This is a genomic window from Tenuifilum sp. 4138str, assembly GCF_041102575.1.
Classification (GTDB): Bacteria; Bacteroidota; Bacteroidia; order Bacteroidales; family Tenuifilaceae; genus Tenuifilum; species Tenuifilum osseticum.
In genome coordinates, this window is the sequence record NZ_JBGCUE010000001.1 from 180,895 (window position 1) to 207,623 (window position 26,729).

General features: G+C 41.8%; 28 protein-coding genes. 13 read left to right on the forward strand and 15 right to left on the reverse strand.

The window, feature by feature from the left end:
• Positions 1 to 53: 53 nt before the first annotated feature.
• Positions 54 to 1,166 (reverse strand): N-acetylmuramoyl-L-alanine amidase family protein, encoded by a 1,113-nt coding sequence (locus AB6811_RS00720; protein WP_369488284.1) that lies wholly within the window; start codon positions 1,164 to 1,166, stop codon positions 54 to 56.
• A 112-nt stretch (positions 1,167 to 1,278) separates the two neighbouring features.
• Between AB6811_RS00720 and AB6811_RS00725 the strand changes: the two genes are divergently transcribed.
• Positions 1,279 to 3,864: a putative LPS assembly protein LptD gene (locus AB6811_RS00725; protein WP_369488285.1), complete on the forward strand. Its 2,586-nt coding sequence runs from the start codon at positions 1,279 to 1,281 to the stop codon at positions 3,862 to 3,864.
• Positions 3,865 to 3,880: 16 nt separating this feature from the next.
• Positions 3,881 to 4,261 (forward strand): RidA family protein, encoded by a 381-nt coding sequence (locus AB6811_RS00730; protein WP_369488286.1) that lies wholly within the window; start codon positions 3,881 to 3,883, stop codon positions 4,259 to 4,261.
• Between the two features lie 71 nt (positions 4,262 to 4,332).
• On the opposite strand, the gene rplI is transcribed toward AB6811_RS00730, so the two are convergent.
• From rplI to rpsF, 3 genes are read right to left on the reverse strand one after another with little or no spacing between them, the layout of a single operon-like run.
• Positions 4,333 to 4,779 carry a 50S ribosomal protein L9 gene (rplI, locus tag AB6811_RS00735; protein WP_369488287.1) on the reverse strand — a complete coding sequence of 149 codons (447 nt, stop codon included), beginning with the start codon at positions 4,777 to 4,779 and terminating at the stop codon, positions 4,333 to 4,335.
• A gap of 19 nt (positions 4,780 to 4,798) precedes the next feature.
• Positions 4,799 to 5,068, reverse strand: a complete 270-nt coding sequence (rpsR, locus tag AB6811_RS00740; protein ID WP_369488288.1) for a 30S ribosomal protein S18 — start codon at positions 5,066 to 5,068, stop codon at positions 4,799 to 4,801.
• A gap of 3 nt (positions 5,069 to 5,071) precedes the next feature.
• A complete protein-coding gene (rpsF, locus tag AB6811_RS00745) occupies positions 5,072 to 5,422 on the reverse strand; it encodes a 30S ribosomal protein S6 (RefSeq protein WP_369488505.1) in 351 nt (116 codons plus the stop codon).
• Between the two features lie 81 nt (positions 5,423 to 5,503).
• On the opposite strand from rpsF, the gene AB6811_RS00750 reads away from it, so the two are divergent.
• Positions 5,504 to 5,737, forward strand: a complete 234-nt coding sequence (locus AB6811_RS00750) for a (2Fe-2S)-binding protein (protein ID WP_369488289.1) — start codon at positions 5,504 to 5,506, stop codon at positions 5,735 to 5,737.
• Between the two features lie 16 nt (positions 5,738 to 5,753).
• On the opposite strand, the gene AB6811_RS00755 is transcribed toward AB6811_RS00750, so the two are convergent.
• Both AB6811_RS00755 and AB6811_RS00760 read right to left on the reverse strand, forming a co-directional pair.
• Complete coding sequence (locus AB6811_RS00755; protein WP_369488290.1) at positions 5,754 to 6,629, reverse strand: transglutaminase-like domain-containing protein; 876 nt, start codon at positions 6,627 to 6,629, stop codon at positions 5,754 to 5,756.
• A 6-nt stretch (positions 6,630 to 6,635) separates the two neighbouring features.
• Positions 6,636 to 7,514 (reverse strand): nucleoside phosphorylase, encoded by an 879-nt coding sequence (locus AB6811_RS00760; RefSeq protein ID WP_369488291.1) that lies wholly within the window; start codon positions 7,512 to 7,514, stop codon positions 6,636 to 6,638.
• Between the two features lie 119 nt (positions 7,515 to 7,633).
• Here AB6811_RS00760 and AB6811_RS00765 point away from each other — a divergent pair, with 119 nt between their 5' ends.
• Positions 7,634 to 8,101, forward strand: a complete 468-nt coding sequence (locus AB6811_RS00765; RefSeq protein ID WP_369488292.1) for a DUF4293 domain-containing protein — start codon at positions 7,634 to 7,636, stop codon at positions 8,099 to 8,101.
• Here the strand turns inward: AB6811_RS00765 and AB6811_RS00770 are convergent.
• Positions 8,073 to 9,269, reverse strand: a complete 1,197-nt coding sequence (locus AB6811_RS00770) for an MFS transporter (RefSeq protein ID WP_369488293.1) — start codon at positions 9,267 to 9,269, stop codon at positions 8,073 to 8,075. The genes AB6811_RS00765 and AB6811_RS00770 overlap by 29 nt on opposite strands.
• Before the next feature lie 140 nt (positions 9,270 to 9,409).
• Here AB6811_RS00770 and AB6811_RS00775 point away from each other — a divergent pair, with 140 nt between their 5' ends.
• On the forward strand, positions 9,410 to 12,223 hold the full coding sequence (locus AB6811_RS00775; RefSeq protein ID WP_369488294.1) for a M16 family metallopeptidase: 2,814 nt from the start codon (positions 9,410 to 9,412) through the stop codon (positions 12,221 to 12,223).
• 94 nt (positions 12,224 to 12,317) lie between these two features.
• Positions 12,318 to 13,442: a CapA family protein gene (locus AB6811_RS00780; RefSeq protein ID WP_369488295.1), complete on the forward strand. Its 1,125-nt coding sequence runs from the start codon at positions 12,318 to 12,320 to the stop codon at positions 13,440 to 13,442.
• Here AB6811_RS00780 and AB6811_RS00785 read toward each other — a convergent pair.
• Genes AB6811_RS00785 through AB6811_RS00795 form a run of 3 tightly spaced genes read right to left on the reverse strand, consistent with a single transcriptional unit; the run spans position 13,432 to position 15,191 of the window.
• Entirely contained in the window at positions 13,432 to 14,151 is a 720-nt protein-coding gene (locus tag AB6811_RS00785; RefSeq protein WP_369488296.1) for a tRNA threonylcarbamoyladenosine dehydratase, read from the reverse strand. The two genes, AB6811_RS00780 and AB6811_RS00785, sit on opposite strands and share 11 nt — an antisense overlap.
• Before the next feature lie 55 nt (positions 14,152 to 14,206).
• A complete protein-coding gene (locus AB6811_RS00790; RefSeq protein ID WP_369488297.1) occupies positions 14,207 to 14,887 on the reverse strand; it encodes a TatD family hydrolase in 681 nt (226 codons plus the stop codon).
• 31 nt (positions 14,888 to 14,918) lie between these two features.
• Positions 14,919 to 15,191 (reverse strand): acylphosphatase, encoded by a 273-nt coding sequence (locus tag AB6811_RS00795; RefSeq protein WP_369488298.1) that lies wholly within the window; start codon positions 15,189 to 15,191, stop codon positions 14,919 to 14,921.
• A gap of 55 nt (positions 15,192 to 15,246) precedes the next feature.
• On the opposite strand from AB6811_RS00795, the gene AB6811_RS00800 reads away from it, so the two are divergent.
• Positions 15,247 to 15,738 (forward strand): DUF456 domain-containing protein, encoded by a 492-nt coding sequence (locus AB6811_RS00800; RefSeq protein WP_369488299.1) that lies wholly within the window; start codon positions 15,247 to 15,249, stop codon positions 15,736 to 15,738.
• A 3-nt stretch (positions 15,739 to 15,741) separates the two neighbouring features.
• Here the strand turns inward: AB6811_RS00800 and rbp are convergent, their stop codons facing one another.
• From rbp to arcC, 3 genes are all read right to left on the reverse strand, one after another.
• Positions 15,742 to 16,038 carry an RNA-binding regulator gene (rbp, locus tag AB6811_RS00805; RefSeq protein ID WP_369488300.1) on the reverse strand — a complete coding sequence of 99 codons (297 nt, stop codon included), beginning with the start codon at positions 16,036 to 16,038 and terminating at the stop codon, positions 15,742 to 15,744.
• 105 nt (positions 16,039 to 16,143) lie between these two features.
• Complete coding sequence (argF, locus tag AB6811_RS00810; RefSeq protein ID WP_369488301.1) at positions 16,144 to 17,145, reverse strand: ornithine carbamoyltransferase; 1,002 nt, start codon at positions 17,143 to 17,145, stop codon at positions 16,144 to 16,146.
• Positions 17,146 to 17,172: 27 nt separating this feature from the next.
• Positions 17,173 to 18,132: a carbamate kinase gene (gene arcC, locus AB6811_RS00815; RefSeq protein WP_369488302.1), complete on the reverse strand. Its 960-nt coding sequence runs from the start codon at positions 18,130 to 18,132 to the stop codon at positions 17,173 to 17,175.
• A gap of 229 nt (positions 18,133 to 18,361) precedes the next feature.
• On the opposite strand from arcC, the gene AB6811_RS00820 reads away from it, so the two are divergent.
• The 6 genes from AB6811_RS00820 to AB6811_RS00845 all read left to right on the forward strand — a co-directional run bounded on the left by AB6811_RS00820 (position 18,362) and on the right by AB6811_RS00845 (position 25,173).
• Entirely contained in the window at positions 18,362 to 19,057 is a 696-nt protein-coding gene (locus AB6811_RS00820; protein WP_369488303.1) for a hypothetical protein, read from the forward strand.
• Between the two features lie 59 nt (positions 19,058 to 19,116).
• Positions 19,117 to 21,558, forward strand: a complete 2,442-nt coding sequence (locus tag AB6811_RS00825; protein ID WP_369488304.1) for an FtsK/SpoIIIE family DNA translocase — start codon at positions 19,117 to 19,119, stop codon at positions 21,556 to 21,558.
• Between the two features lie 41 nt (positions 21,559 to 21,599).
• The gene (gene lolA1 / locus AB6811_RS00830) at positions 21,600 to 22,241 is read left to right on the forward strand and encodes an outer membrane lipoprotein periplasmic chaperone LolA1 (RefSeq protein WP_369488305.1); all 642 of its coding nucleotides are present in this window, start codon (positions 21,600 to 21,602) and stop codon (positions 22,239 to 22,241) included.
• Positions 22,242 to 22,246: 5 nt separating this feature from the next.
• The gene (gene cysC / locus AB6811_RS00835; RefSeq protein ID WP_369488306.1) at positions 22,247 to 22,783 is read left to right on the forward strand and encodes an adenylyl-sulfate kinase; all 537 of its coding nucleotides are present in this window, start codon (positions 22,247 to 22,249) and stop codon (positions 22,781 to 22,783) included.
• A 185-nt stretch (positions 22,784 to 22,968) separates the two neighbouring features.
• Entirely contained in the window at positions 22,969 to 23,877 is a 909-nt protein-coding gene (gene cysD, locus AB6811_RS00840; RefSeq protein WP_369488307.1) for a sulfate adenylyltransferase subunit CysD, read from the forward strand.
• A gap of 18 nt (positions 23,878 to 23,895) precedes the next feature.
• Positions 23,896 to 25,173 (forward strand): sulfate adenylyltransferase subunit 1, encoded by a 1,278-nt coding sequence (locus tag AB6811_RS00845; protein ID WP_369488308.1) that lies wholly within the window; start codon positions 23,896 to 23,898, stop codon positions 25,171 to 25,173.
• Between the two features lie 5 nt (positions 25,174 to 25,178).
• Here the strand turns inward: AB6811_RS00845 and AB6811_RS00850 are convergent, their stop codons facing one another.
• Entirely contained in the window at positions 25,179 to 25,631 is a 453-nt protein-coding gene (locus AB6811_RS00850) for an NUDIX domain-containing protein (RefSeq protein ID WP_369488309.1), read from the reverse strand.
• Positions 25,632 to 25,925: 294 nt separating this feature from the next.
• Positions 25,926 to 26,693, reverse strand: coding sequence for a C40 family peptidase (locus tag AB6811_RS00855; protein WP_369488310.1), 768 nt, complete (start codon positions 26,691 to 26,693; stop codon positions 25,926 to 25,928).
• Positions 26,694 to 26,729 lie beyond the last annotated feature (36 nt).

The following is a 26,729-nucleotide window of genomic DNA, read 5'->3' on the forward strand; positions in this document are numbered from 1 at the left end:
CTCTTTTGGTTGTTTACAATTCAAAATTACTCAATTATTGGGAAAGTAGGCATCTAGTTTGAGTTAATCTTCTCTAAGGCTTTTTTAATGGGAATAATCTCTCCGTTTTCAATGGCTACTACAAAGGCATCAGGAAACTTTTGTTTAACAACCTTGCAGTATTCCAGTGCTTCAGGGTACGATTGCGAACCACCAACCAAGTATTTGTAAACTCCATTAACCACAAGAGTGTCAATATTATTTATGCCATCAAACTGAGTTCCTTTACTGTTCATTGGGGTTTGTGATGAGGCTATTTGAACCTTAAACTCTATTGTATTTACTTTTGCCATTGTTGTCGATTCATTCTCTATATTTTCTGGTTTTGATGGGTCGGGCTTTACAGTTTTCTGGTTTGACTCTACAATTGCGTCAACTTTTTGCTTGTAGGCTTTAATGGCTCTGTAAATTGATGAAGCAATAAGTTCTTGCCCTTCATTTGAATTCAAAAACACCTCCTCTCTTGGATTGCTAAGGTAGCCAACCTCCACAAGAACACTTGGCATTGATGTTTTCCAAAGCACAAGAAAGCCTGCCTGCCTAACACCTCTATCGGGACGCTTAGCACGTTCCTTTAAATCACCTTGGATAATTGAGGCAAAATCGAGGCTTTGCTCTAGGAAAGCATTTTGGAGCATGGTAAAAATTATGAACGATTCGGCGGAGTTAGGGTCATAACCTTCGTATTTTTCGTGGTATTCATCCTCATAGGTAATAACAGCATTCTCGCGCATCGCTACATCAAGGTTCTCGTTGCTCTTATGCAACCCCATAACGTAGGTTTCGGTTCCGGTAACACCCTTATTGGGTGCAGCATTGCAATGGATTGATATAAACAAATCGGCGCTTTCACGGTTAGCAATTCTGCTACGTTCGTCTAGGGGTATAAAGGTATCATCGGTTCGGGTGTAAATCACTTTCACGCCCGGGAGGTTCTGGTCTATGAGGTCACCAACCCTTTTTGCAATGGATAGGGTAATATCCTTTTCCATACTGATTTTGCCAACTGTTCCAGGATCCTTACCTCCATGACCAGCATCGATAACAATCTTTGATACACTGTATGCGCTTAGGTGCTGCGATTTAATTGTATTGGCTGAAAAAAGTGATATGATTAGTAATGCCAAATAAAAGTTAAATGTTGATAAAAATTTATATTCCCGCCTCATACCCCTTGCGTATTCTTTTATTTTTTTAAGTAGTTTTGAGCTCAATTTGTTCACAAAAATAGGATTAAAGTTGAGATTTAGGTTTACTTTATTGCTTTTACTTATAAACCAGTTGGCATTACTTGCTAACAGGTTTGACTCTGTGGCCTTACAACAGATGTTGGCTTACGCCAAACCCGATACCGTTTCAACTCCCGATAGTGCTAAGAACAAAAAAAGTGCCATCGACGATCCAGTAATTACCAACGCCGACGATTCAATTGTATACTCCCTCGATGGGAAAATTGCATATCTGTATGGTAATGGTGTGGTTACCTATCAAAATCTAGAGCTGAAGGCTAACTACATTGAGTTTGACATGGAAACCAAGCAGGTTTATGCAAGCGGATTACCTGATAGTACCGGAAAAATTAACGGTAAACCAAAGTTTAAGGAGGGAAGCCAGTCGTTTGAAATGGAAAAGATTTACTACAACTTTGATACACGTAGGGCTAAAATTATAGGTGTGGTAACTGAACAGTCAGGCGGCTTCATGCATAGTGCGGTTACAAAAAAGATGGAGGACGATGTGGTTAACCTTCAGGGTGGCAAGTATACCACCTGCGATTTAGACCATCCTCACTTTTACATTGCAATTACAAAGGGTAAGATGATACCCGATAAGAAGATTGTTGCTGGTCCTGCATACCTTGTCATTGAGGATGTACCTTTTCCCCTCATTATTCCGTTTGGTTTTTTCCCTAATACCCGTAAACGCGCTGCTGGCGTTTTAATACCCGAATACGGTGAGGAGAATAACAGAGGACTATTTCTTAGGAATGGTGGATTTTACTTCGGCATGGGCGATTACATGGACCAACGTTTAACTTTTGATGTATACTCAAGGGGGTCGTGGGGTGTACGAGGGCAAACATCATATAAACTCAGGTATAAGTTTTCAGGATCGTTAAATTTAGAATATTCTACTATTGTAACAAGCGATAAAGGTTTACCCGATTACAGTAAACAGAACTCCTACTGGATTCGTTGGTCACATAATCAGGACCCAAAAGCTTCGCCAAATTCAACTTTTCAGGCAAATGTAAACTTTGGTTCATCGAACTATAACAGGTATAATGCCCGTAGTATAAATACTGCGCTCTCAAATACGTTTAACTCAAGTATTTCGTATTCAAAAACCTGGCCTGGCTCCCCATTTAGCTTATCAACTTCGTTGACACACTCTCAAAACACAATAAATAAATCGGTTGACTTGAATTTTCCGAGGGTGGCTTTTAATATGAGCAGGATTTACCCTTTTAAACGGAAAAATGCAATTGGGGTGCCTAAATGGTACGAGAAGGTTGGGGTTAGCCTAAATACTAGCCTGGAAAACAGGGTTCAGGTTAAAGAAGATAATCTATTTAAACGTACAGTATTCGATAGTCTGCAAAATGGTATGAAACATTCAATTCCTGTTTCTACCTCTTTCAACCTTTTAAAGTTTATAACTGTTAGTCCCGGAGTTAACTACAACGAGTTTTGGTACTTGCAAACAATTGAAAAGAATTGGAATGCTGATTCTAACAGGGTTGAGATTGATACACTGCGTGGATTTAAAAGGGGTTATGAGTACAGCACATCAGTTTCAATGAGCACCAAGGTTTACGGAATGTTTCAGTTCTCAAAGAAATCAAAAGTACAAGCAATAAGGCATGTGATTACCCCTTCGGTTTCCTTAGGCTATCGTCCCGATTTTTCTGATCCCAAATACGGTTTTTATAGGACAGTTCAATCCGATTCCACTGGTAAAACAACCAGGTATTCAATTTTTGAGAAAGGTATATATGGGGGACCAGGTGGAGGCAAATCGGGGGTAGTTTCTTTCGCACTTTCAAACCTGCTGGAAATGAAGGTTAAATCGGCAAACGATACGGTTAACCCGGTTAAAAAAGTAAAAATTATTGATGGATTGTCAATGAACGCCTCATATAACCTTTTAGCCGATTCTTTGAACTGGTCTGAGGTGTCGGTTAGCGGTAGAACAGGCCTGTTTGATGGGAAGGTAAACATCAACTATTCTGGCGGTTTTAACCTGTATGCCATAAATGAGCAAGGGCGAATTTACAATAGGTATGAATGGAACGAGAGCGGTAAGCTGGCAAGGTTTACCAGAGGGAATATTGGTGTCGATTTCTCATTGAATAGCAAAAAGGAAGGGCAGGCCAATTCGTCCACGGCAGGAAGAATGAGGGGAGCGGGTGAAATACCTCCGGGAACGGCTCCCGATGGCTCAAACTTTGGCGAATCGCTTGGAACAATGTACGGACTTGATTATGTCGATTTCTCGGTTCCCTGGAATGTGAGGTTTAGCTACAACCTAAGCTATAGTAAACCTGCATTGCAGTCATCGTTAGTGCAAACTTTAAGCTTTTCAGGAAGCATTAGCCTTACTCCAAAACTGAAGATTGGTTTTAACTCAGGCTACGACTTCAAAAACAAAAAGCTTACAACCACTTCGCTTAACTTTTATCGCGACTTGCATTGCTGGGAAATGCGCTTAACTGTAATTCCCATTGGCTACTATAAGAGTTTTAGTTTCCAGATAAACGTAAAGTCGTCAATTCTACAAGATCTTAAGTTTACCAAGCGCGATCACTATCTCGATAACCAATAACCAAACCAAAATAACCATGGAAAAGAAAATAATTTGTACCGAAAAGGCACCTAAGGCTGTAGGGCCTTATAGCCAGGCTGTTGAAGCAAACGGTTTCTTGTTCATTTCAGGACAAATACCAATTGATCCCTCCACGGGAAAGGTGGTTGAGGGTGGTATTAAAGAGCAAACCGAACAGGTTCTTAAAAATATTGGAGCTATCCTGAAAGAGGCAGGTTTGGACTACAGGAATGTTGTTAAAACAACCTGTTTACTCAGCGATATGGATAACTTTGCCGCCATGAACGAGGTTTACGCACGCTATTTTACTTCTGAAATGCCAGCGAGGGCCGCTTACGGAGTTGTTCGATTACCTTTAGGGGTAATGGTTGAAATTGAGTGCATTGCTGTTTGTTAATTCTGAAACCAGCTAATAAAAAAAAGAAGGCTGCCAGTTGGCAGTCTTCTTTGGTTATAGCAATAAATAGATTATTCAGAAACAACCTCGAATTCAATGCTAACCTTAACCTCGCGATGAAGCTTAATTTCGGCCTTATAGGTACCAACCTCTTTAACCTGATCTTCAGAAAGCGTAATGCTCTTACGATCAATCTCAAAGCCTTTTTCAGCGAGAGCCTCAGCGATTTGGATGTTGTTAACCGATCCAAAAATCTTGCCGGTTGAACTTGTTTTAGCACCAATGGTAAGCTTAACGCCTTCAAGTTTCTTGGCAAGCTGTTTGGCTTCAGCTTTAATCTTAGCTTCCTTGTGGGCTTGCTGTTTAATATTTTCTGCGATTACCTTTTTTGCCGATTCGGTAGCAGTTATAGCCATTCCTTTTGGAATCAGGTAGTTGCGGGCGTAACCGTTACGTACGGTAACCACGTCATTTTTATTACCCAAATTGGGAACATCCTGAAGTAGTATGATTTCCATATGTTTATCCTCCTACCTGTTACTTTAATAAATCGGTTACAAATGGGAGCAGAGCCAAGTGGCGTGCTCTCTTAACGGCAGTAGCTACCTTGCGCTGATACTTCTGTGAGGTTCCGGTAATACGACGAGGTAGAATTTTACCCTGCTCGTTTAAGAACTTCTTGAGGAACTCAGCATCTTTGTAATCGATGTACTTGATGTTGTTCTTGCGGAAACGGCAGTACTTTTTCTTTTTAATCTCAACGCTAGGCGGTGTGAGATATCTGATTTCTGATTGATTCTGGCTCATTGTTTAACCCTCCATAGTTTTAGGTTCAACCTTGGCATTGCGTCTTTTCTGAGCAAACTCAACATGATGCTTATCCATCTTCACGGTCAGGAAGCGGATAATACGCTCATCGCGACGGTACTGGGTTTCCAGCTTATCAATCAATGCACCATCGGCTTTAAACTCAATGAGGTGGTAAAAACCGGTGGTTTTTTTCTGAATGGGGTAGGCCAACTTTCTTAATCCCCAACTCTCTTCATGGACAATTTCACCCCCATTCTCGGTGATGAAATCCCTGAACTTGGTAACCGTTTCCTTCATCTGGGCCTCAGACAAAACGGGAGTTGCAATGAAAACGGTTTCGTACTGATTCAACATAGTTTATTGATTTTATTTAAATTAGCGCGCAAATTTAAGTCATTTACCCATAATTGCAAAACATTTTTTTTCATTATCATGAAAAAAAACGAAAAATTAACCTGCCATTGCAACGGAGTAAGTAAAAAGTCTATTGTTCATGCAATACAAAAAGGCGGGGCAGTTGACATTGCCGATGTACAAAGATTTACTCTGGCTGCTACGGGATGTAGGAGGTGTTTTTCGCAGGTTGAGGTAATAGTTAACTCAGAGATAGAAAGGTTAAAATTAGTAGGATTTCAGCTTAAAATCGATTTCAAGGATAATGCTTAATTGCTTTGCTCGCTATTTATTTGGACAGCAAGTCATGAATTCTTGTAAAAAGAATGGCTTTGTTTTGCCTGTTCGATCGCTGGAGCGCTACCGATGCATTATATATTAGCTGAAGAATAGCCTCCTTATTGTTACAGGGCAGGTAGTAGCTCAGTTCGTCGTCAATTTTTTGCTGTTTCAAAAAAAGCTCAATTTCCTTTGCGCTGAATAAAGAACCCTGGTTAAATGGGTTGATGTAAAAGAGAATGCTATGTTTTTCCTCGGCAGGCTCATCGGTGGTTTTCTGGTAATACCTGTCTTTAAAACCTAGAACAAAATTGTGGGGTAAGCTAACGCAGTATATTGGTAAGCCAAGTTTTTGCGCAATAATCGCATAGAAGAGAGATAGTATAATTGGCCCGCCCTGTTTCGTCTCTATTAGGGTGTTAATAAAATAGTTTTTGGGAGCAAAGTAGTTTGAGGTATCGGGTTTATAGCCATGTAATGTGAAAATAACGTGGTTGATGATTTTTACTTTCTCAAGTGCAGTAAGGCTACTGTTAAGTTCTAGCCAAATATCGCGCCTGATCTTTTCCAATTCCTCGTGAATGGGAGAGGGGTTAAGTTCGGGGTATTGGATTTTAGCTACAAGGATTGTCCCTTGGAGTAAGTCCATTTCTTGCGACTGTGCCCATTTTTGAAATTCCCCTGCCAGGTAGTTGTACTGAATGGAGTCAATGATGTTCTCAATCCTGCTTTGCAGTAAAGGGTCAGTTGATTTTTCCCATACGTTCTCCAGAACAGGAATAACCTCATTTCCCTCCATGATGATTTTTTCTGATACCGTGTTAAACACATTGGTATCAGGATCATCCAGGAGGGAAATGAGCGATTTTATGTACTTGGCATCCAATATGCTCTACTCTAACGTTGCTAGTTTGTCCAGTGTTTTCTCAATTAGTGAATTGATATATGGCTTGTAATCCTTTGTGGCATCTTTGATAACACGATTTGCAATAATTGTGCAAATGGTAACAGCATCGTGGCCAAGCAAGAGCGATAAGCCGTTTATGGCTGAACTTTCCATCTCAAAGTTGGTTATTTTCCTCCCCTTATAGTTAAAATCAACTATTTTATCGTTCAGCTTAGGATCCGCTAAAGGTAAACGGAGAACGCGCCCCTGCGGGCCATAGAACCCTGGCGCTGAAATTGTTACTCCGGGGATGGTGAAATCAGAGAAAAGCTTTACCAGCTTTGGCGACGACTTACAGAAATAAGGCTTAGCGCACTGTGGGTTCCAACTAGTATGCTTTAGGAATGCTTCTTCCATTTCAAGATCGCTAATATCGTTACGATTGGCATAGAAGTTAAGCAAACCATCAAAACCTACGCTAATTTCAGTCATCACAAAACTTCCCAAATCAATTTCCGGTTGTAAGGCACCCGATGTGCCAAGCCGAACAAGGGTTAACTTTTTCTTATCAGCCTTTTCGGTTCTGGTTTTAAGGTCAATGTTAACCAGCGCATCAAGTTCATTCACCACTATATCGATATTGTCGGTTCCAATACCGGTGGAAAGAACTGTGACGCGTTTACCCTTATATGTTCCTGTAACTGTTTTAAATTCACGGTTCGAAACGGAAATCTCCTTGGTATCAAAGAAATTTGCAACGGTATCAACCCTACCCGGATCACCAACCAAAATCACCTTATCGGCCAGGTTTTCGGGTTTTAAGTGTAGATGGAAAATACTTCCATCGGGATTGATAATAAGTTCAGATGATTCTATAACTCTCATGATTCTTGTATTTTTATTTTGCAATTATAGCAAAGGTTTAGTTTAAATCAACATTATTTAAAAAGTTTTAGCTTGGGCAGTTGGTTTTATTGGTAAATTTGCAAAAAAAATATTCAGCCATGATTCAGCGAATTCAAAGCCTTTTCCTGCTTGCTTCTGTAATTCTTCTTTCCATTTTAATGTACAATCCATTTGCATCATTTATTGTTGAACCCCAAATGGCAAAATACACTTTAGGGGTGTTTGGATTATCGGTGGTTGATGGTTCAACGGTTGAAAAGGTCCAAAGTATCTGGTTTTTGCTAGGTTTTATTATAGCTGTATTGCTCATTAGTTTTGTAACAATATTCTTGTACCACAGGCGGCTACTTCAGATTCGTCTTTGTGTTTTAACTATTGTGATGTTGGTTGGTCTCCAGGGAGTGATGTATTATGTTGTATATGCATACGGTGAAAACTTGAACTCCAAACCTAGCTATAACCTTGTTTTCATATTTCCGCTCATAGCAGCCATATTGAATTTTCTTGCATTAAGAGCAATTGCACGCGACGAGGCGCTTATTCGCTCCCTTGATAGGTTACGCTAGTTCTTGTAAATATATAAAGGTATATTCCTGCAAGGGTTGCACCCACAGCGCTTATCATAAAAACAATACCTGATCCTGCCATAACCCATATTAAACCTGCTAAACTGCTTGCCAGCAGGGTGGCAATGCTTTGTAAGCTATTGTAAAGGCCTATTCCTGTTGCTGTTTTGGTTTTAGGCAGATTATTTGCCAACCAAGCTTTTAATACTCCTTCGGTTGATGCAGCATAAAGTGAGTAAAGGCCAAAAAGCAGGATAAACACACTCCATTTTGATACTAAGGCAAAGCCTAAGTAGGTGATTGCAAATATGGCTATTCCAAAAATCACCATCCTTTTCATGCCCAGTTTGTCCGAAAGCCATCCCATAGGGTAGGAAAGTAAGGCGTATGCAAGGTTGTAGAAGATATACAAGCCAATTACCAAGGTGTCCGATGCTCCTTCTTCTTTTACTTTTAGTAAAAGGAATGCATCGGAACTATTGATTAGGGTAAAAAAGATAAGCCCAACAACAATGTGCCTATAGTTTACAGGCGATTGTCTCCAATACCCAAGAAATGAAAAGGGCGATGCACCATTTTGGGGTTTAGCAGTTCCCTGTGACCTGTTTTTCTCTTTTAAAAGAAGTGTTAGCAAAACCGCTGCGAGACCTGGTATTATAGTGATAAGAAAAATAATGGAGTAATCACCGGGGAACAGCCAAAGCAAAAGCAAAGCAATGGCAGGGCCAACTGCCGCCCCAAGTGTGTCCATACCTCTGTGAAAACCAAATACCTTCCCTCGTGTTTCAGGGGTTGATTCATCGCTCAGTAGAGCGTCGCGAGCGCTGGTTCTAAGCCCTTTACCAATGCGGTCAGTAGTCCGAGCTACGAAAATCCATATAGGCCATTTACTGATGGCCATTGCAGGCTTAGATAGAGCACTTAAAAGATAACCCCACCTAATGAAAATCACTCGTTTCCCCAACCTGTCCGATAGCTCCCCAAAGTAACCCTTGCTTAATCCGGCGGTTGCTTCAGCAATTCCTTCAAGGATTCCGATTAGCAATGCAGTAAATCCTATCGATTTTAAGTAGATAGGCATTACAGGATAAAGCATCTCACTTGCAATATCGGTAAAAAAGCTAACCAGAGAGAGGGTGATGATAGTCTTTGAAAAAATGCGTCTCATTAATTAAACTTTATACTTAATTTGATGTCATAGGGTTACAAATTACTGTTAAAACCTTTAAGTTTTCTTTTAGGTTTTTAATAAATGTGTAATTTTGGGTTGAATTCTAGAAACAAACCTACATTAAATTTTAAAAAGTTATGACAATTAAAAAAAGTATCGTATTAACGTTTTCAATGCTTGTTTTAGCAAGTATTCAGGTTCTTGGTCAAGGATGGAATACTCCTGTACCGGTTGATCCAAACGTACGCTATGGTAAGTTGGAAAATGGTCTTACTTACTATGTACGCAAAAACACAGAACCCAAGCAGCGTGCTGAGTTCTACATTGCCCAAAACGTAGGAGCAATCCTGGAGGAGGATAGCCAAAACGGATTAGCCCACTTCCTGGAGCATATGGCTTTCAATGGAACTAAGAACTTCCCGGGCAAGGGTATCATCAACTACTTTGAGACCGTTGGGGTGAAATTTGGGTTTAACATCAACGCTTTCACCTCAGTAGATGAAACAGTTTATAACCTATCCGATGTTCCAACTACCCGCGAGGGTATTATTGATAGCGCTTTACTGGTTCTACATGATTGGTCGCACTTTATTTCGCTTCTTCCCGAGGAGATTGAATCAGAGCGAGGTGTAATCCGCGAGGAGTGGCGTACAGGCCGTAACGCTGAGCGCAGAATGTATAAACAGCTCATGCCTGTTATGTACAAGGGATCTAAGTATGCTGAGCGTGATGTAATAGGCGATATCAATGTTATCAACAACTTTAAGCATCAAGAACTGGTTGACTACTACAATAAATGGTATCGTCCCGATTTACAATCGATTGTAGTGGTTGGTGATATTGATGTTGATCAGGTTGAGGCCAAGATTAAATCGTTATTTGCTGATATTCCAGCTCCGGTTAATCCTGCACCCCGTCCTTTCTATGAACTTCCCGACAACGATGAGCCCCTTGTAGGTGTTGCTACCGATCCGGAGGCTCGCAATGCCATCATGTACCTATACTTTAAGGCGCCGGCAACACCTAAGGATGCTAAAAACTTGGGTTATCTCCGTACCGATATGGTAAATGAGCTCATCTCGTCGATGATTTCATCACGATTAAACGAACTTGTTCAGAAACCTAATCCTCCCTTTGTGTTTGCTGCATCGGGTTACGTCAATCTGGTTAGAACCAAGGATGCTCTTGCATTTTATGCAGCCCTTCGCCCCGATAACATGATTGATGGTGTTAAGGGACTTATTCGTGAGTCAGAACGCGTAAAACAATATGGATTCAATGCTACAGAGCTCGATAGGGCAAAATCCGATTACTTACGCTCACTTGAGAATCAACTCAAGGAAAAGGACAAACAAAAGAACGAGAAGTACGTTTGGGAATGTGTTGATCATTTCCTGAAAGGCGAACCCATGCCAGGTATCGAGTTTGAATACATGTTAGCCTCACAAATAATGCCTACCATTAAGATTGAAGAGATAAATGCGGTTGCCAAACAGCTCGTTACGGATAAAAACGTCATTCTAACCCTTATGGCTCCCCAAAAGGATGGCATCACTGTTCCAAGTCAAGAACAACTGCTAGTCGCACTGAAGGAAGTAAAGGCCGAAAATATTGAGGCTTACGTTGATAAGGTAATAACCAAGCCATTGGTTGAAAAAATTGAAAAGCCCGGTAAGGTTAAGAAGGAAAATGCAAAGAATGTATTCGGCACTACCGAATGGATTCTCTCCAATGGTGTAAAGGTGATTGTTAAACAAACCGATTTCAAGGAAGACCAGGTTGTTGTTGATGCTTTCAGTGCAGGTGGGGTTTCGCTTGCATCCATCGATGAGCTACCCTCGGCTAGCATGGCTACCCAAATTGTTACCAATGCCGGTGTGGGCGAATTTACCAGCACTGACCTTGAAAAGATGCTTGCTGGCAAGATGGTTAATGTACGTCCGGTTATTGCCGAGAGCTATGAGGGTTTTAGCGGTGAAGCATCGCCTAAGGATTTTGAAACCTTACTACAGCTCATCTACTTGTACATGACAGCACCACGTGCCGATGAGGAAAACTTCAATACCTATATGGGTAGAATGAAGGCTTTCATGGCCAATGCCTCGTCCGACCCACGCATGGCCTTCCGCGATAGCATTACCGTTGCCCTGGCAAATCACAACCCCAGGGTTATGCCAATGAACCTTGATTACCTAAACAAGGTTGACTATAACAAGAGCATCAACTTCTATAAGAATCGCTTTGCCGATGCTTCCGATTTCACTTTCATCTTTACCGGAAATGTTAGCCCAGTTGAGATTAAGCCTTTGGTTGAAAAATACCTGGGTGCATTGCCCACCGTTAAGCGTAAGGATGTTGCCAAGGATAATGGTGTAAGACCTCCTAAAGGCAAGGTTCAGAATTACTTTACAAAGCCAATGCAAACCACCAAGTCGTCAGTATTTGTTGGGTTTACCGGTGAGGTTGAGTATAACGTGATGAACGATATACTTGCCGACTACCTCACATCCATATTACGCAATCGTTACCTTGAGGAAATTCGTGAAAAAGAAGGTGGTACTTATGGTGTTGGAGTTAGGGTATCGCTTCGTAAATTCCCTGTAAACTCCTTTGTGGTTCAGATCCAGTTCGATACCGATCCTAAGCTTCGCGATAAGCTAATTGGTATTGTTTACTCTGAGATTGAAAAGATTAAGACCAATGGACCATTGGCCGATGATCTGAACAAGAGCAAGGAGTTCATGCTCAAGGAATACGAGCAAAACCAGCGCGAAAACTCTTACTGGACTAATGTGATTAGGGCAAAATACGAGGATGGCCTTGATTTTGACTCAAAGTATGTGGAGATGGTAAAGGCTGTTGATGTGAATGCCATTAAGGAATTTGCCAATAAGATTTTTGGACAGGGTAATGTTGTTGAGGTAGTAATGACTTCCGAAGAACAGAAATAGCATTAGGTTTTTCAATACAAAGGGGTATCCGTAATGGGTACCCCTTTTTTGTTGATAGGAAAGTTTTTCCTATCATTGTACAAACATCGTTGTTATGAGAACTCTACTATCCCTGGTGCTAACTATTATATGCAGTATTGATTTTGCTCAATACGATAGCACCCTACGCTTAATTTTTATTGGTGATGTAATGGGCCATGCTCCTCAAATCCAATCGGCATATGATAGCTCAACCGGGCGATACGATTACACCGACGTTTTTTCTGAATTAAAAGGCTTGCTCACTAGTGCCGATTATTCCATTGCCAACCTCGAGGTAACTTTAGGAGGAGAACCCTATACCGGTTACCCTCAGTTTAGCTCACCCGATGAACTTGTCGATGGTTTAATGGCGGCAGGCGTTAATGTTTTGGTTACTGCCAATAACCATTCCGTTGATAGGGGAGGGGATGGTATAAGGAGAACCATTGATGTTCTTGCGGCCAAAAACTTACTTTTTACAGGGACATTCCTCGATTCAACTGACAAGTCAATTCGAAATCCTATTGTTCTAAATAAAAATGGGGTAAAACTTGCCTTGCTTAACTATACCTATGGAACCAATGGAATTCCAGTCCCAAGCCCATACTTGGTCAATTTGATTGATACAGTTAGCATGGCAAATGATATTGCTAGGGCACAAGCTCTAGGAGTGGACGATATTGTTGTGTTTATTCACTGGGGCAATGAGTACGAACGTTTACCCAACATGCAGCAGAAACGATTAGCTGGTTGGCTGCATGGGAAAGGGGTGCGTATTATTATTGGTTCGCACCCCCATGTTGTTCAGCCCGCTGAGTTTAACCGTTTCGAGAACGATTTTAGGCTGGTTGTTTACTCGCTTGGCAACTTTGTTTCCAACCAGCGTCGAAGGTACTGCGATGGAGGTTTAGTTGTTCTTGTTGATTTAATGAAGCAAAATGGAAAGCTAGAAGTAAGTGGTGTGGGATACATTCCGGTTTGGGTTGATACATATTTTTCAAAGGGAAAGCGCAAGTATAAGGTTTTCCCTGTGGGGATGTATGAGGGCAAAAGCAATCAGTTCCTTTCAGCAGCAAGCGACTCCGCTTTCAAGGTTTTTGTTGATGATACTCGTAGTTTGCTGAACGCCAACAATATAAATTTCCCCGAAGTAAAGCTAGTAAATGGCGAATGGGTGGTGCCTTTGCTTAGTCGTTAAGCAAATCCCTAACAACCACTGAGGCGATCATGCAACCAAAGAGTGGCGGCATGTACGAAATGGTTCCAATGGTAGTTTTCTTATTGGGTTCACCCTCGCAGGGCCTTGTGGCATTCTCGGGAACTTCCTCGGGCGAATAAACAACCTTAACCCCCTGCCGTATTCCCAAGCGGTGTAGCCGTTTTCTTAGGATTCTGGCAAGTGGGCATCCATGCGATTCTGAAATATCGGAAATCCTTACCATTGTTGGGTCGAGTTTTCCTCCGCTCCCCATTGAACTCACCACTCGCTGTCCAAACCGAAGGGCATCGTGAATAAGAAAAACCTTAGGCGAAAGAGTGTCAATAGCATCTACTACGTAATCGTATTTATGGCTTAGCAGTGCAGTAAGCCGTTCGTCCCTCAGGTACTCCTGAATTACGGTTAGCTTTAGGTTTGGGTTTATGTCCAGTAACCGTTTCCCAATATACTCTGCTTTTGGTTGGCCAACACTACTGTGAAGTGCCGGCAATTGGCGATTAATGTTTGATTCGTGGATAGTATCGCCATCAGCAATGGTTAGTGCACCAATTCCTGCACGGCAGATTTGTTCGGCTGCGTATGCGCCTACTCCGCCAAGCCCAATAATTAGCACATGCTTTTGCGATAACTTTTCAACGGCCTTGCCGCCAAGTAATAGTTTAGTTCGTTCAATCCAGGTGGGAACCATATCATATTTTTTGCTCAGCAAAGGTCGTAATCAGTATCATTAAATCCAATAACCTTTACTTGCTTTTATCGGAAAGGGTGATCCCAAAAAATGTTAACAGGTTTTGGTTTGTAACACTAACAAGTTCCTCTATGGTGGAGTCAAGAATATCGGCGGCTGCGTCGTAAACCTCATAAATGGGTATCTCGGTATCGTCAGTTTCAAGGAATAGTTTATTTCTTGGAACAAGCGTTAAAGCCTCTGCTAACTCTGGTGTAGCATGTATGAGAGCGGTTCCAAATGAGAGGTAGAATCCATTGTCAACAAGCTGTTTGGCTACATCGGCTTTGGCTCTAAAGCCATGTATGGCCTTAGGTAGTCCCCTATATTTTGATTTTGATAGAATTGCTATTAGCTCAGTCCAGCATCTAACACAGTGAATTATTATTGGCTTTTTAGATTCGTTGGCAGTTTCAAGAATTTTCTCAAAAATATCGATTTGATTCTTTAAAGGAGCGCCTTTTAGCCTATCTAACCCTATTTCCCCTATTCCAATAAAATCAGGTTGCTTAGCCAGCTCATTTAGCTTGCCAAGCCATTGGCTAATCTCACTGCTTTCGGTTTTCCAGGGGTGTAAACCAATTGTTTTGTAGTGCGATGAACTATAAAGGTTAAAACTATCAACATCGTAAGGCACAACACAAATGCTATTGCTGTTGAATTGAGGTTTATGTGTGTGAAAGTTAACCAGCTTCATTGTTAAATTCTTTAGGTGATTTTGAACTAAGTTAACCAAGTATTCGGAATCCTATAATATCAAATGACTGTTGAATATCTTTAACCTGAACATTTTCTACATTTGAATGAGCAGGTCCCTGGTTACACAGAAAAACCAGTTGCTCAAGCTGGCTGTTTGTTCCGCTTGCTTCAATGTAAACATCGCCATTGGGCAAGTTCCTCACAAAACCATTCACACCAATTTCATTAGCATGGCGCATTACAAAGTATCTAAAACCAACACCCTGAACCTTTCCCTTTACCGTTATTGCAATGGTTTTCATTCTATGAAAAAAATGATATATTTACCAAAGTTATTGAATAAGAACGAAAAAGCAAATGATACTAGATTACTTTTTGCTTGTATTATCGATTACGCTAATACTGCTGGGGCTTGTAGGGTGTATTTTACCTGTAATTCCAGGGCCGCCGCTAGCGTGGCTGGGGCTGCTGCTGGCAAAGTTTACATCGTTTTGCTCTGTGGACTGGATCACCATTATGGTTATGGCAGGAGTAACTCTAATTGTAACCCTGCTCGATTACTTGTTCCCTGCCTGGATAGCCAAAAAAATGGGTGGAAGTAATTGGGGCGCCTGGGGTACAATCATTGGCCTACTTGTTGGGGTAGTATTTTTAGGGCCACTTGGAGCCGTTGTTGGACCTTTTGTAGGAGCGCTTGTTGGCGAGATGCTAAGGAAACAACCCCAAAATAATACCAAAAATAATCCCTGGCTTTCGGCAGTAGGATCATTTCTTGGATTTATGTTAGGAGTAGGTGTAAAGCTAATTACAGTAGGTGTAATAATCTACTTTTTAATAGTTAGCTTTTAATCTTTAGGATTTAGTATCGGGCTCCTCCTCTTTACCCTTGCTTGCTTGGGGTTGATCGGTTTTTCGGAATGCGCTATTAACCTTAATATTCCGACCCTTAACCTGAGTGTCGTTAAGTTCTTTTATGGCTTTCTGAGCCGATTCCTCATTATCGAACTCAACAAAACCGTAGCCTTTCGATTTTCCGGTAGCACGATCGGTAATGATTTTTGCTGAAACCACATTTCCAAAAGGCGAGCAAAGTTCCTTTAATTCATCGGCGGTCATTGTATACGCGATGTTTCCAATATAAATCATCATAATGGCAGAAGTTTAAAAATCCAAATAAATTTAGGAGTTAGTATTAAAAAATGCAAAAAAAAAGCAGCTTTTTTTAAAGCTGCTTTTAAAAATGCGGGTAGGTTGCTATTGTCCTAATGTGGCAACCATTACTGCTTTTATAGTGTGTACGCGGTTTTCAGCTTCGTCAAAAACAATTGAAGCATCCGATTCAAAAACGTCCTCGGTAACCTCCATGGCTTCCAACCCAAACTTTTTGTAGATCTCTTCACCGATTACTGTTTCGCGGTTATGGAACGCTGGTAAGCAGTGCATGAACTTGCAGTTTGGATTGCCTGTCAATTCCATTGCCTTACGGTTAACCTGATAGGGTTTAAGAAGTTTTATTCGTTCCTCCCAAACTGAATCGGGTTCGCCCATCGATACCCATACGTCGGTATACAGGAAGTCGCAGCCCTTAACTCCTTCTTCAATACTCTCAGTTAAAGTTATTTTAGCACCAGTGGTTTTGGCAATCTCTTGGCATGTTTTAACAAGTTCCTCGTTAGGCCAGCAAGCCTTTGGTGCGCAAGCCCTGAAATCCATACCCATTTTGGCAGCGCCAACCATCAGTGAGTTACCCATATTATTGCGAGCATCGCCAAGGTAGCAGAACTTAACTTCGCTTAATGGTTTTGAGCTGTGCTCGCGCATGGTTAGGAAGTCGGCAAGAATTTGGGTAGGATGGAACTCGTTGGTTAAACCGTTCCAAACAGGTACCCCCGAATACTGGGCAAGCGTTTCAACAATTTCCTGTGAGTATCCACGATACTCAATACCGTCGTACATACGGCCAAGCACGCGTGCGGTATCCTTCATGGATTCCTTTTTACCCATTTGCGAACCCGATGGCCCAATGTAGGTAACATTCGCACCCTGGTCAAATGCGGCAACCTCAAAGGCGCAGCGGGTACGGGTTGAATCCTTTTCAAAAAGGATAACGATGTTTTTACCCTTAAGCCTTTGCTGCTCGGTTCCGGCATACTTTGCCTTTTTTAGGTCAGCTGAAAGGTCGAGCAAGAATTGGATTTCCTTTGGTGTGAAATCGAGCAGCTTTAAAAAGCTGCGGTTACGTAAGTTGAACGACATAGCTTTTAGTTTTTTATGGTTTATAGATTAGTCTTCGTACTCCATTGTAATTTTGGTACCATATGACATATCCTCAAGCTTGGTGGCTTCGGTAATCACGCTCATTTTGCCACCGCGCTTTATAAAGTCCAAACATGCTTTAATTTTTGGAGCCATGTTACCCTCACCAAACATGCCCTGTTCAAGGTATTTCATGGTATCGGCATAGTTGAGGAACTCAAGTTTTTGCTCGTTCGGCTTTTTGTAGTTAAGATACACGAATGGAACATCGGTTAGGATGTAAAATTCATCGGCTTTAATTTCGGCTGCCATAAGCGCCGATGCCAGATCCTTATCAATTACCGCTTCGGCTGGTCTAACGTTCTTCTCCTCGTCAATATAAACCGGTACACCGCCACCGCCCGAGGCTATAACAATAATACCCTGACGAACAAGTTGATCGATTACCTTGATGTTTAGAATCCCTTTGGGCTTAGGTGAGGGAACTACCCTGCGCCAACCGCTTCCTGTATCCTTAACCTCTTCCTTAAATATCCAACCCTTTTCAGCAGCCAGAGCGTCGGCTTGAGCCTTGTCGTAAATACGACCTACACGCTTTGTGGGGTTGGTAAATGCAGGGTCGTCGTGATCAACGATTACCGGTGTTACCAGGCAACAAACTTCACGGTCGATACCATGTTTGCGCAATACATTCCTAAGCATGCGCTCAATCATGTAACCAATCCCCCCCTGCGAATCGGCAACGCATATATCAAGTGGCATCTGAGGAATGCCATAGAGCTGCTCGCCAGCATCGTTTCGCATGAGGATATTTCCAACCTGTGGGCCGTTCCCATGGCTGATTACAAGGTTATACCCTTCCTTTATTAAGTAAACTAGATTCTCAAGGGTATCGGTGGTATTCTGTTCTTGCTCATCGATGGTACCCACCTGATTTCCACGCAAGAGGGCGTTTCCGCCTAATGCTACAACTGCTAATTTGCTCATAAACAGTAAATTAAATTTTTTACTTTGAAGTTACAAAACTAACTATTTTTTGCAATCCTAATAAAAATACCCGTGATGTAAAACAATCACTCAATGGTTTATATATATGTTTAATAACATGTTTGATGGCTGCTCAGGGTTTTACCATAACTATTACGCCCCTCAAACTTTTGCATACCACAAAAACATTTTCTATTTTTATGATTTAATAATTTGAACTAAGGTGTTGATGAACAGAAGTGTAAACCAACTTGTTGGCGTGGCTGTGATTTTATTCTCATTAAGCAGCTGTATATCAAAAAGCCCAAAGGAAATAAGTGAAGGACGAATTGAATACGACATTGAATACGATACATTAACTCTCAGTAGGATAGACAAAAAAATATTGCCCAGCTCACTGGTTGTTCTTTTTTGCAATAACAACACCATTAACACCATCGATGGGCTCTCAGGGGCTATAACAATTTCAATTATTAGCCAACCATCAAAAAAGGAGTTTACTACTTTGCTAAAGGTTTTTAATAAAAAACTTTACCACAGTGAACCATACACCAACGGGCATTACCCCGCGCTTTATGCTCGAATTCCAAAGGTTAATATTGATACTTTGGTTAGAGATTGCGATTATATTGGCTATAAATGCAAAAGCGTAATGGGATACTTTGCCGATAACCCTGATAACAGGTTTGAGATTATTTACACCAAACAAATTGCAATTGACAATCCAAACCTGAATACTCCTTTCGAAAACATTGATGGGGTTATGCTTGGTTTTAACTTGAGGTTCAATAATCTTGAAATGAAGTTCAGGGCACGTAATGTAGCCAAGGAAAATATCAATAATGATGCGTTTAAAATCCCAAAGGATTACAAAAAGGTTGATTTTCAAACCATGACGGATTTAATCTATTTACTTCAGCAGTAAGGTTTCTATTTTTTACAAATACAGGTTAATTTTACATCGTTTTATATTGATTTTGTATTATGGCTAGGAAGGATAAGGGTACCGATGTTGAAGACTCGGACAGTAAGGATGTTACCAACGATTCGCTTTTCAAGGATGAGAGGATTAGGTTTACATTAGGTCTTTTCCTAATCCTTTTGGGCTTTTATATTTTCCTTTCGTTCTTATCATTTCTGTTCACCTGGAAGGTTGATCAAAGCATTGAGTGGGTTTCAATATTCTCATCAACTGAACAAAAGATTGGTAACTGGGGTGGAAAACTTGGCGCTTCGCTTTCGAACCAGTTTATAAATCATTGGTTTGGCATAACAGCCTTGGCATTCCCTTTGATTTTCATGGTTTTGGGTCTTAAACTGCTTAAGTTCATTAGGGGACGTGTTACAAAATTTATTTTTAAGGTTTTGCTGGGGATACTGGTTGGCTCGCTTACTTTAGGTTTTTTATTCAAGGAACTAGGCGGATACCTAGGGAGTGGACTCGGCGGGGCACATGGTTTATTTGTCTCGGAATGGTTATCGACAGTCATAGGTAAGGTTGGTGCAGCCTTTCTGGTTCTAATAGCACTTATTGCCTATATTATATACGTAATGCCTAAATCGCTTTATCACTTTCAGAGTGGCACCTTCTTCCTGTTCAGTTCTTTGAAAAATTTTGTGGTTAAGGGCAAGCAAAAAGAATCTCAATCCGAAAAGCATGGCGAAGATGAAGTAAAGCAGGCGGCAGCGGTAGTTGTTCCTGTTGATATTTCAGATCAAAGGATAAAAGAAAAGGTTGATGATTTTGATGATACTGCTGAGATTGATGACTTTGACGGTGAACTTGACCTGGACATAAAGGATGAATACGATGACAAGGAGACTAAAACTGTAACTGAATCAACAATTGAGGATAATTTTACCATAGAGCGAAACGAGGAGAAAGAGTTAGCCATATCCGATATTAACGAACAGGAACTTTACGATCCCACGCTTGAACTTTCAAACTATCAAAAACCTTTAATTGAGCTACTGGAGGATTACAAGAATACTGAATCGCCAGTAACCAATGAAATGCTGGTTGAAAACAAGAACAAGATTGTAGAAACCCTTTCGCACTATAAAATTCAGATAGATAAGATTAAGGCTACCATTGGCCCAACTGTTACTCTTTACGAGATTGTTCCTGCCCCAGGTGTTAGGATCAGCAAGATTAAAAGTTTAGAGGATGATATTGCGCTTAGCCTTTCGGCATTGGGAATACGAATAATAGCCCCAATTCCCGGAAAGGGAACAATTGGCATTGAGGTGCCCAACCAAAATCCCGAGATTGTGTCAATGCACTCAATTATCAAGTCGCAAAAGTTCCAGGAGTGTAAATACGATTTGGCAATAGCATTGGGTAAAACCATTTCGAACGAGATTTTTATGCTGGATCTTACCAAACTACCCCACCTGCTTGTTGCAGGTGCAACAGGGCAGGGAAAATCAGTAGGTCTTAACGCAATTATCACCTCGTTACTTTACAAGAAGCATCCAGCTGAAATAAAGTTCGTTCTTGTTGACCCCAAGATGGTAGAGCTAACCCTTTACAACAAGCTCGAACGCCATTTCCTGGCCAAGCTGCCCGATTCTCCTGAGGCCATTATTACCGATACCCAAAAGGTTATTTACACCCTGAACTCGCTAAGCGTTGAGATGGAGGATCGGTATAAGCTTCTAAACCTGGCTAAGGTTCGAACAATAAAGGAGTATAATCAGAAGTTTGTGGCTCGCAGGCTCAATCCCAACAATGGCCATAGGTATTTGCCTTACATAGTGGTTATTATTGATGAGTTTGCCGATTTAATTATGACAGCGGGGCGTGAAATTGAGATGCCCCTTGGGCGCCTTGCCCAAAAGGCACGCGCCATAGGTATTCACCTAATCATTGCTACACAACGTCCATCAACCAACATCATTACGGGGGTTATCAAGGCAAACTTCCCAGCACGTATTGCTTTCAGGGTGTCGTCAATGGTCGATTCACGTACCATTCTCGATACGCCAGGTGCAAATAACCTAATAGGCCGCGGCGATATGTTAGTGTCTGCCGGAAGCGATTTGGTTAGGGTGCAATGTGCCTTTGTTGATATCCCTGAAATTGAGAGGATTACCGATTTTATAGGTAACCAGCCCGGATACCCTAATGCCTATGAGCTACCCGAGTATGTTCCTGAGGGTCAGGATGGCCCAGTTGATGTTGACCTGCGCAGGCGCGATGAACTGTTTGAGGATGCCGCTCGCCTAGTTGTGCAAACCCAGTCGGGTTCAACATCCCTTATCCAACGTAAATTTTCCATTGGGTATAACCGTGCCGGACGCATTATGGATCAGCTGGAGGCTGCAGGAATTGTTGGCCCAGCCGACGGTGGCAAACCCCGACAGGTTTTAATTGTTGACGAGGTGTCTTTGGAACGTATTTTGAACACTTTATCCGTAGATTAGTTTCTAATTTTGTATTTTTGCACGAATAAATTCTTTTATCAATGAAACAAATTCTGAGTTTGCTGTTTATTTCATCGTCGCTTACTCTCTTTAGTCAAGAGGTAAACCCCGATGGAATTGTTAGGAGTTTTAGTAACAAAATGCAGGGAATTAAATCGCTTTCCGCAACATTTAGCTTTACACTTGAAAACCTCCAGGAACGCATTACTGATACCCATCAGGGCAAGATACTGGCTAAGGGTAAAATGTTTTACCTCGACCTAATGGGTATGGAAGTATTTTCCGATGGTCAAACCAAATGGCAATACATTAAGGAGGCAAAAGAGGTTACCATTTCAAAGATGAATGTTAAGGAGAATGGCTTTTTGGAAGATCCAATGAAGCTTTTTAAGGATTACGACAAGAACTTCAAGTATAAGTATATAGGGCAGCAGAAATCAAAGAACAGGGTTTTGCATGAGGTTGATTTTTTCCCACGCGACCTGAATTTACCTTACTCATCGGTTAAGTTGCAGTTCGATGCAAACACCCTTGAACCATACCTTATTCGATACCAGGGTAAGGATGGCAATAACTACATCATTCAAATTAAAAACTTCAAATCAAACGTTCCTTTACGTGACGATCGGTTCAAATTTGATGTGGAAAAGCACAAAGGGGTTGAAGTTATTGATATGAGGTAGTTTTCATGAGTTACATGCATCCTATCACAGTCTGGATAACAGGGTTACCCGCTTCAGGAAAAACAACACTAGGGAAAGCACTACAAGGCCTTATTAGCCAGCTTAAAATTCCTGTGGTGCTGCTCGATGGCGATGAGGTTCGAAAGGGGTTATGTAGCGATTTGGGATTCAGCCCGGCCGATAGAACGGAAAACATACGTAGGGTGGCCAATATGGCAGCATTACTTAATTCACAGGGAGTTGTAACCATCTGTTGTTTCGTTTCACCACTGATATCCATGCGCGAAATGGCAAGGTCAATTGTTGGCCCAAAAAACTTCTTTGAGGTATTTACCGATGCCCCAGTAGAGGTTTGTCAGTCGCGTGATATCAAGGGAAACTACAGCAAAGCAATTAATGGTTCGCTTCCAAACTTCACCGGGATATCCGATAGCTACGAGGCGCCTATGAAACCCAGCTTGCGCTTGAATACTGCCGAATTAAGTGAGGGTGAAGCTGCTGACATTCTCTACGACCATTTCCTGCGATGGGTTGATAAATAACAATCATTTCATACTACCCTATGGTGTATCTTTGCCATGCTTATAGGGTGTTGAAAGTGATAGAGGCAATTGGAAGGCTATAGGAATATTGTTTAGGGAAAAACACCAAGTAGGCAAGCATGTAAAGGGCTACCCGATGTAATTTCTCAAGTTGCTAGAATTGAAGTAATTTAACGGATTTTGATATGAGTAATAAAGTGCCAATTAACCACTTACGCGAACTTGAATCGGAAGGAGTGTTTGTTATTCGCGAGGTGGTTTCACAGTTTGAAAACCCTGTGATGCTTTTCAGCGGCGGAAAGGATTCCATAGTGATGTTTCATCTAGCCCGCAAGGCTTTTTATCCCGCAAAGGTTCCCTTCCCCCTAATGCACATCGATACCGGCCATAACTTTCAGGAAACACTCGATTTTCGGGATTGGTTGGTGCAGGAAACCGGAGTGCAGCTAATTGTAAGATACGTGCAGGACTCCATTGATAAGGGTAGGGTAGTAGAGGAAACCGGTTACAATGCCAGCCGAAACAAGTTGCAAACCGTTACCCTGCTCGATGCCATTGAGGAATTAAAAATAGATTGTGCCATGGGAGGTGGTCGTCGCGATGAGGAAAAGGCAAGGGCTAAGGAGCGTTTCTTCTCGCATCGCGATGAGTTTGGTCAGTGGGATCCCAAAAACCAACGCCCTGAGCTCTGGAACCTTTTTAATGGCCGCAAGAATATGGGTGAGCATTTTAGGGTATTCCCAATTAGTAACTGGACCGAGATGGATGTATGGCAATATATACTAATGGAAAATATTGCTTTACCCTCGCTATACTTCTCGCACGAACGTGAGGTTTTTGAGCGCGATGGTGTGCTTTATGCCAAAACTCCCTTCTTAAAGATGAAGGATACCGAAAAAGCCGAAAAACGGATTGTTCGTTTCCGTACCATTGGCGATGCCACTTGCACAGGTGCTATTGAGTCGGTTGCAAGTAGCGTTGAGGATATTATTCGTGAGGTGGCTGCAACGCGAGTAACTGAACGTGGCGGACGTGCTGACGATAAACGCTCCGAGGCAGCTATGGAGGATCGCAAAATTGAAGGTTATTTTTAGTTTTTAAATCATTTTCCAATGGAAGATAAAGTAATTGAACGTTCATACCTAGATATGGAGCTTTTGCGGTTTACTACTGCTGGCAGTGTTGACGATGGCAAAAGCACTCTGATTGGACGACTACTATACGATTCAAAGGCAATCTTTCAGGATCAGCTGGAAGCAATTGAACGGGCAAGTATAAAGAAAGGCGAAGAGTATATCAATCTTGCCTTACTAACCGATGGTCTGCGCGCCGAGCGCGAGCAGGGTATAACCATTGATGTGGCATACCGTTATTTCCATACCCCCAAGCGCAAGTTCATTATTGCCGATACTCCGGGTCACGTACAGTATACCCGCAACATGGTAACCGGTGCCTCAACTGCAAATGCAGCCGTTATCCTGGTTGATGCCCGCCATGGCGTGATTGAACAAACCATCCGTCATGCTTACATTGCCTCGCTTCTCCGTATTCCTCACGTGATAGTATGCGTGAATAAAATGGATTTAGTTGATTTTAAGCAGGATGTTTTTGATAGTATTCAGCAGAAGTTCCATGAATTTGCAACGCATCTCGATTTGCACGATGTCCGATTCATTCCCATTAGCGCTCTTCTGGGCGATAATGTGGTTGATCGTTCCAAGAATATGGATTGGTATCAAGGCCCTACACTGATGTATCTGCTTGAGAACCTGTATATTTCAAATGATTATAATCAGCTCGATGCTCGATTCCCTGTTCAGTATGTTATTCGTCCACAATCCATTGAGTTCCACGATTACAGGGGTTATGCCGGACGTATGGCAAGTGGTACATTTAGGGTTGGTGATAGGGTAAAAGTTTTACCCTCGGGCTTTACCACTACCATCAAGGGTATCGACTTTTGGACTGATCATCTTGATTCAATTACCGCTCCGCAATCCGGAACAATTATTTTGGAGGACGATTTGGACGTATCCAGAGGGTGTATGATTATTCCTGAGGAGAATGGCATTAAGCAGGGGCAGGATGTTGAACTAATGATATGCTGGTTAGGCGATAAACCCATGGTTCCCGGTGGTAAGTATGCCCTGAAGCACACCACTAACGATTTGCGCTGCATGGTCAAGGAGGTGAAGTACAAGGTAAACATCAACACCCTGGAAAAGGATTACAACGACAAATCGGTAGGGATGAATGATATTGCTTGCATTACCATTCGCACAACCAAACCATTGTTTTACGACTCGTACCGCCAGAACCGTGTTACAGGAAGTTTGATACTTATTGATGAAGCCACTAATGTAACAGTAGGTGCCGGAATGATAGTTTAGGCAGTTTACTGTTCTGGAAAACCTCTCTTAAGGCAGCCACGAGCTGCCTTAACTATTTTTGAATGGTCGAATGCCAGCGGGGGAAGATTATCAAGCGGAAACCATTGGGCTTTTGCAGCGTCATCGCCAGCAGTCGGACTAATTTTATCATCGTTTACCACTCCCCAAAAGGCAATGGCAATGTTTCTATCGCGTGGGTCTCTATCAATATCATCGAATGCACCAATCTGTTTTAGCTCAACCCCAGCAATCCCGGTTTCCTCAAATAGCTCACGAGCTGCGGCATCAACTAGTAGTTCCTTAATTTCGGGGAAGCCTCCAGGTAAAGCGAAATGTCCCTTGTAGGGTTCGTTGCCACGTTCAATGAGTAGAAGGTGGGTTGGCTTATAGTTTATATCGACCTTGAAAATTACGGCATCGACCGTGACAAGCATTCGGGGGTACTCGTAGGTATACATGCTAAACTATTCATTATCAGGGTTCTCGTCGTTGTCCGATTTTTTTTGATCACGTTTTCTAAGAGCAACCCAAATTGCAAATGCAATAATGGCAATGGCTATCAAAAGTTGGTGTTTTAGCATACGGTTGAGTTTAGAACGGATTTTGAAAGATACCAAAAATATGTTTTAATGTCAAGCAAAACTATAATTATGCAGACTTGCATAGAGAATGCATTGGAATCAATTGGATTACATTCTTTCAGATTCCTTTCGTTTGGCCCACCAAGCCATTGCCTTCCGTTCCGTTATGGCTTATAGTACTCGCTTAATAATCCTAAGCTTGTGGGTGTATATGCCCAGTTGTGAGTTGTAAATCCCTTGATGGTCAAATTTATCAATTCGAACGTAACCGGAGCTATGTACTATTTCATTGGGATTGATTAGAATACCAACATGGATAATGTGTCCCTCTTCGTTATCGAAGAAAGCAATATCGCCGGGTTGGGCATGGTCGACAAACTCAACAGTTTGGCCGTTTTGAACCTGTTGCCACGCATCGCGTGGGAGGAATACCCCGGCAGTTCTGAAGCAAACCTGAACCAGGCCAGAACAATCGATGCCGAAAATCGATTTGCCGCCCCATAGGTACGGGGTGTTTATAAATGCTTGGGCGGTTTTGATTATATGATCCAAAGGATTAGTGGGCAGAGAGGGAATATTGGCAGTAAGTTCAAAATTTGAGCCGTTTAAGTGGAATTTTTTTCCAGAATATCCGTAAAGAATCGATCCCGGACTAAGTAAATACCTTGAGTTATCATCTACCTTTATGGCCTCGGCCAGTGATGAGAGAACCGAAAAGTTGGTAAGTTCCTTTTCGCTGCTAGTGTCTGCTACAATATCAATTAGCCTGGAGTCCACCCATCCCGGGTAGCTGTCAAGGGTGCTTTCAATTCTATACCATTGCTTAAAATTCTCAAGAATTGTAACCTTTTCGCCAAAAAGTAGTTGGTTAACCATCTCAGTGGTTTCATTGGGTTCCTTGCGAACCGGAACCAAGCTTTTAGCTGCCAATCCCAGCATAATTGCTATTTTTTTTGTAAATATAGCAATTATCAG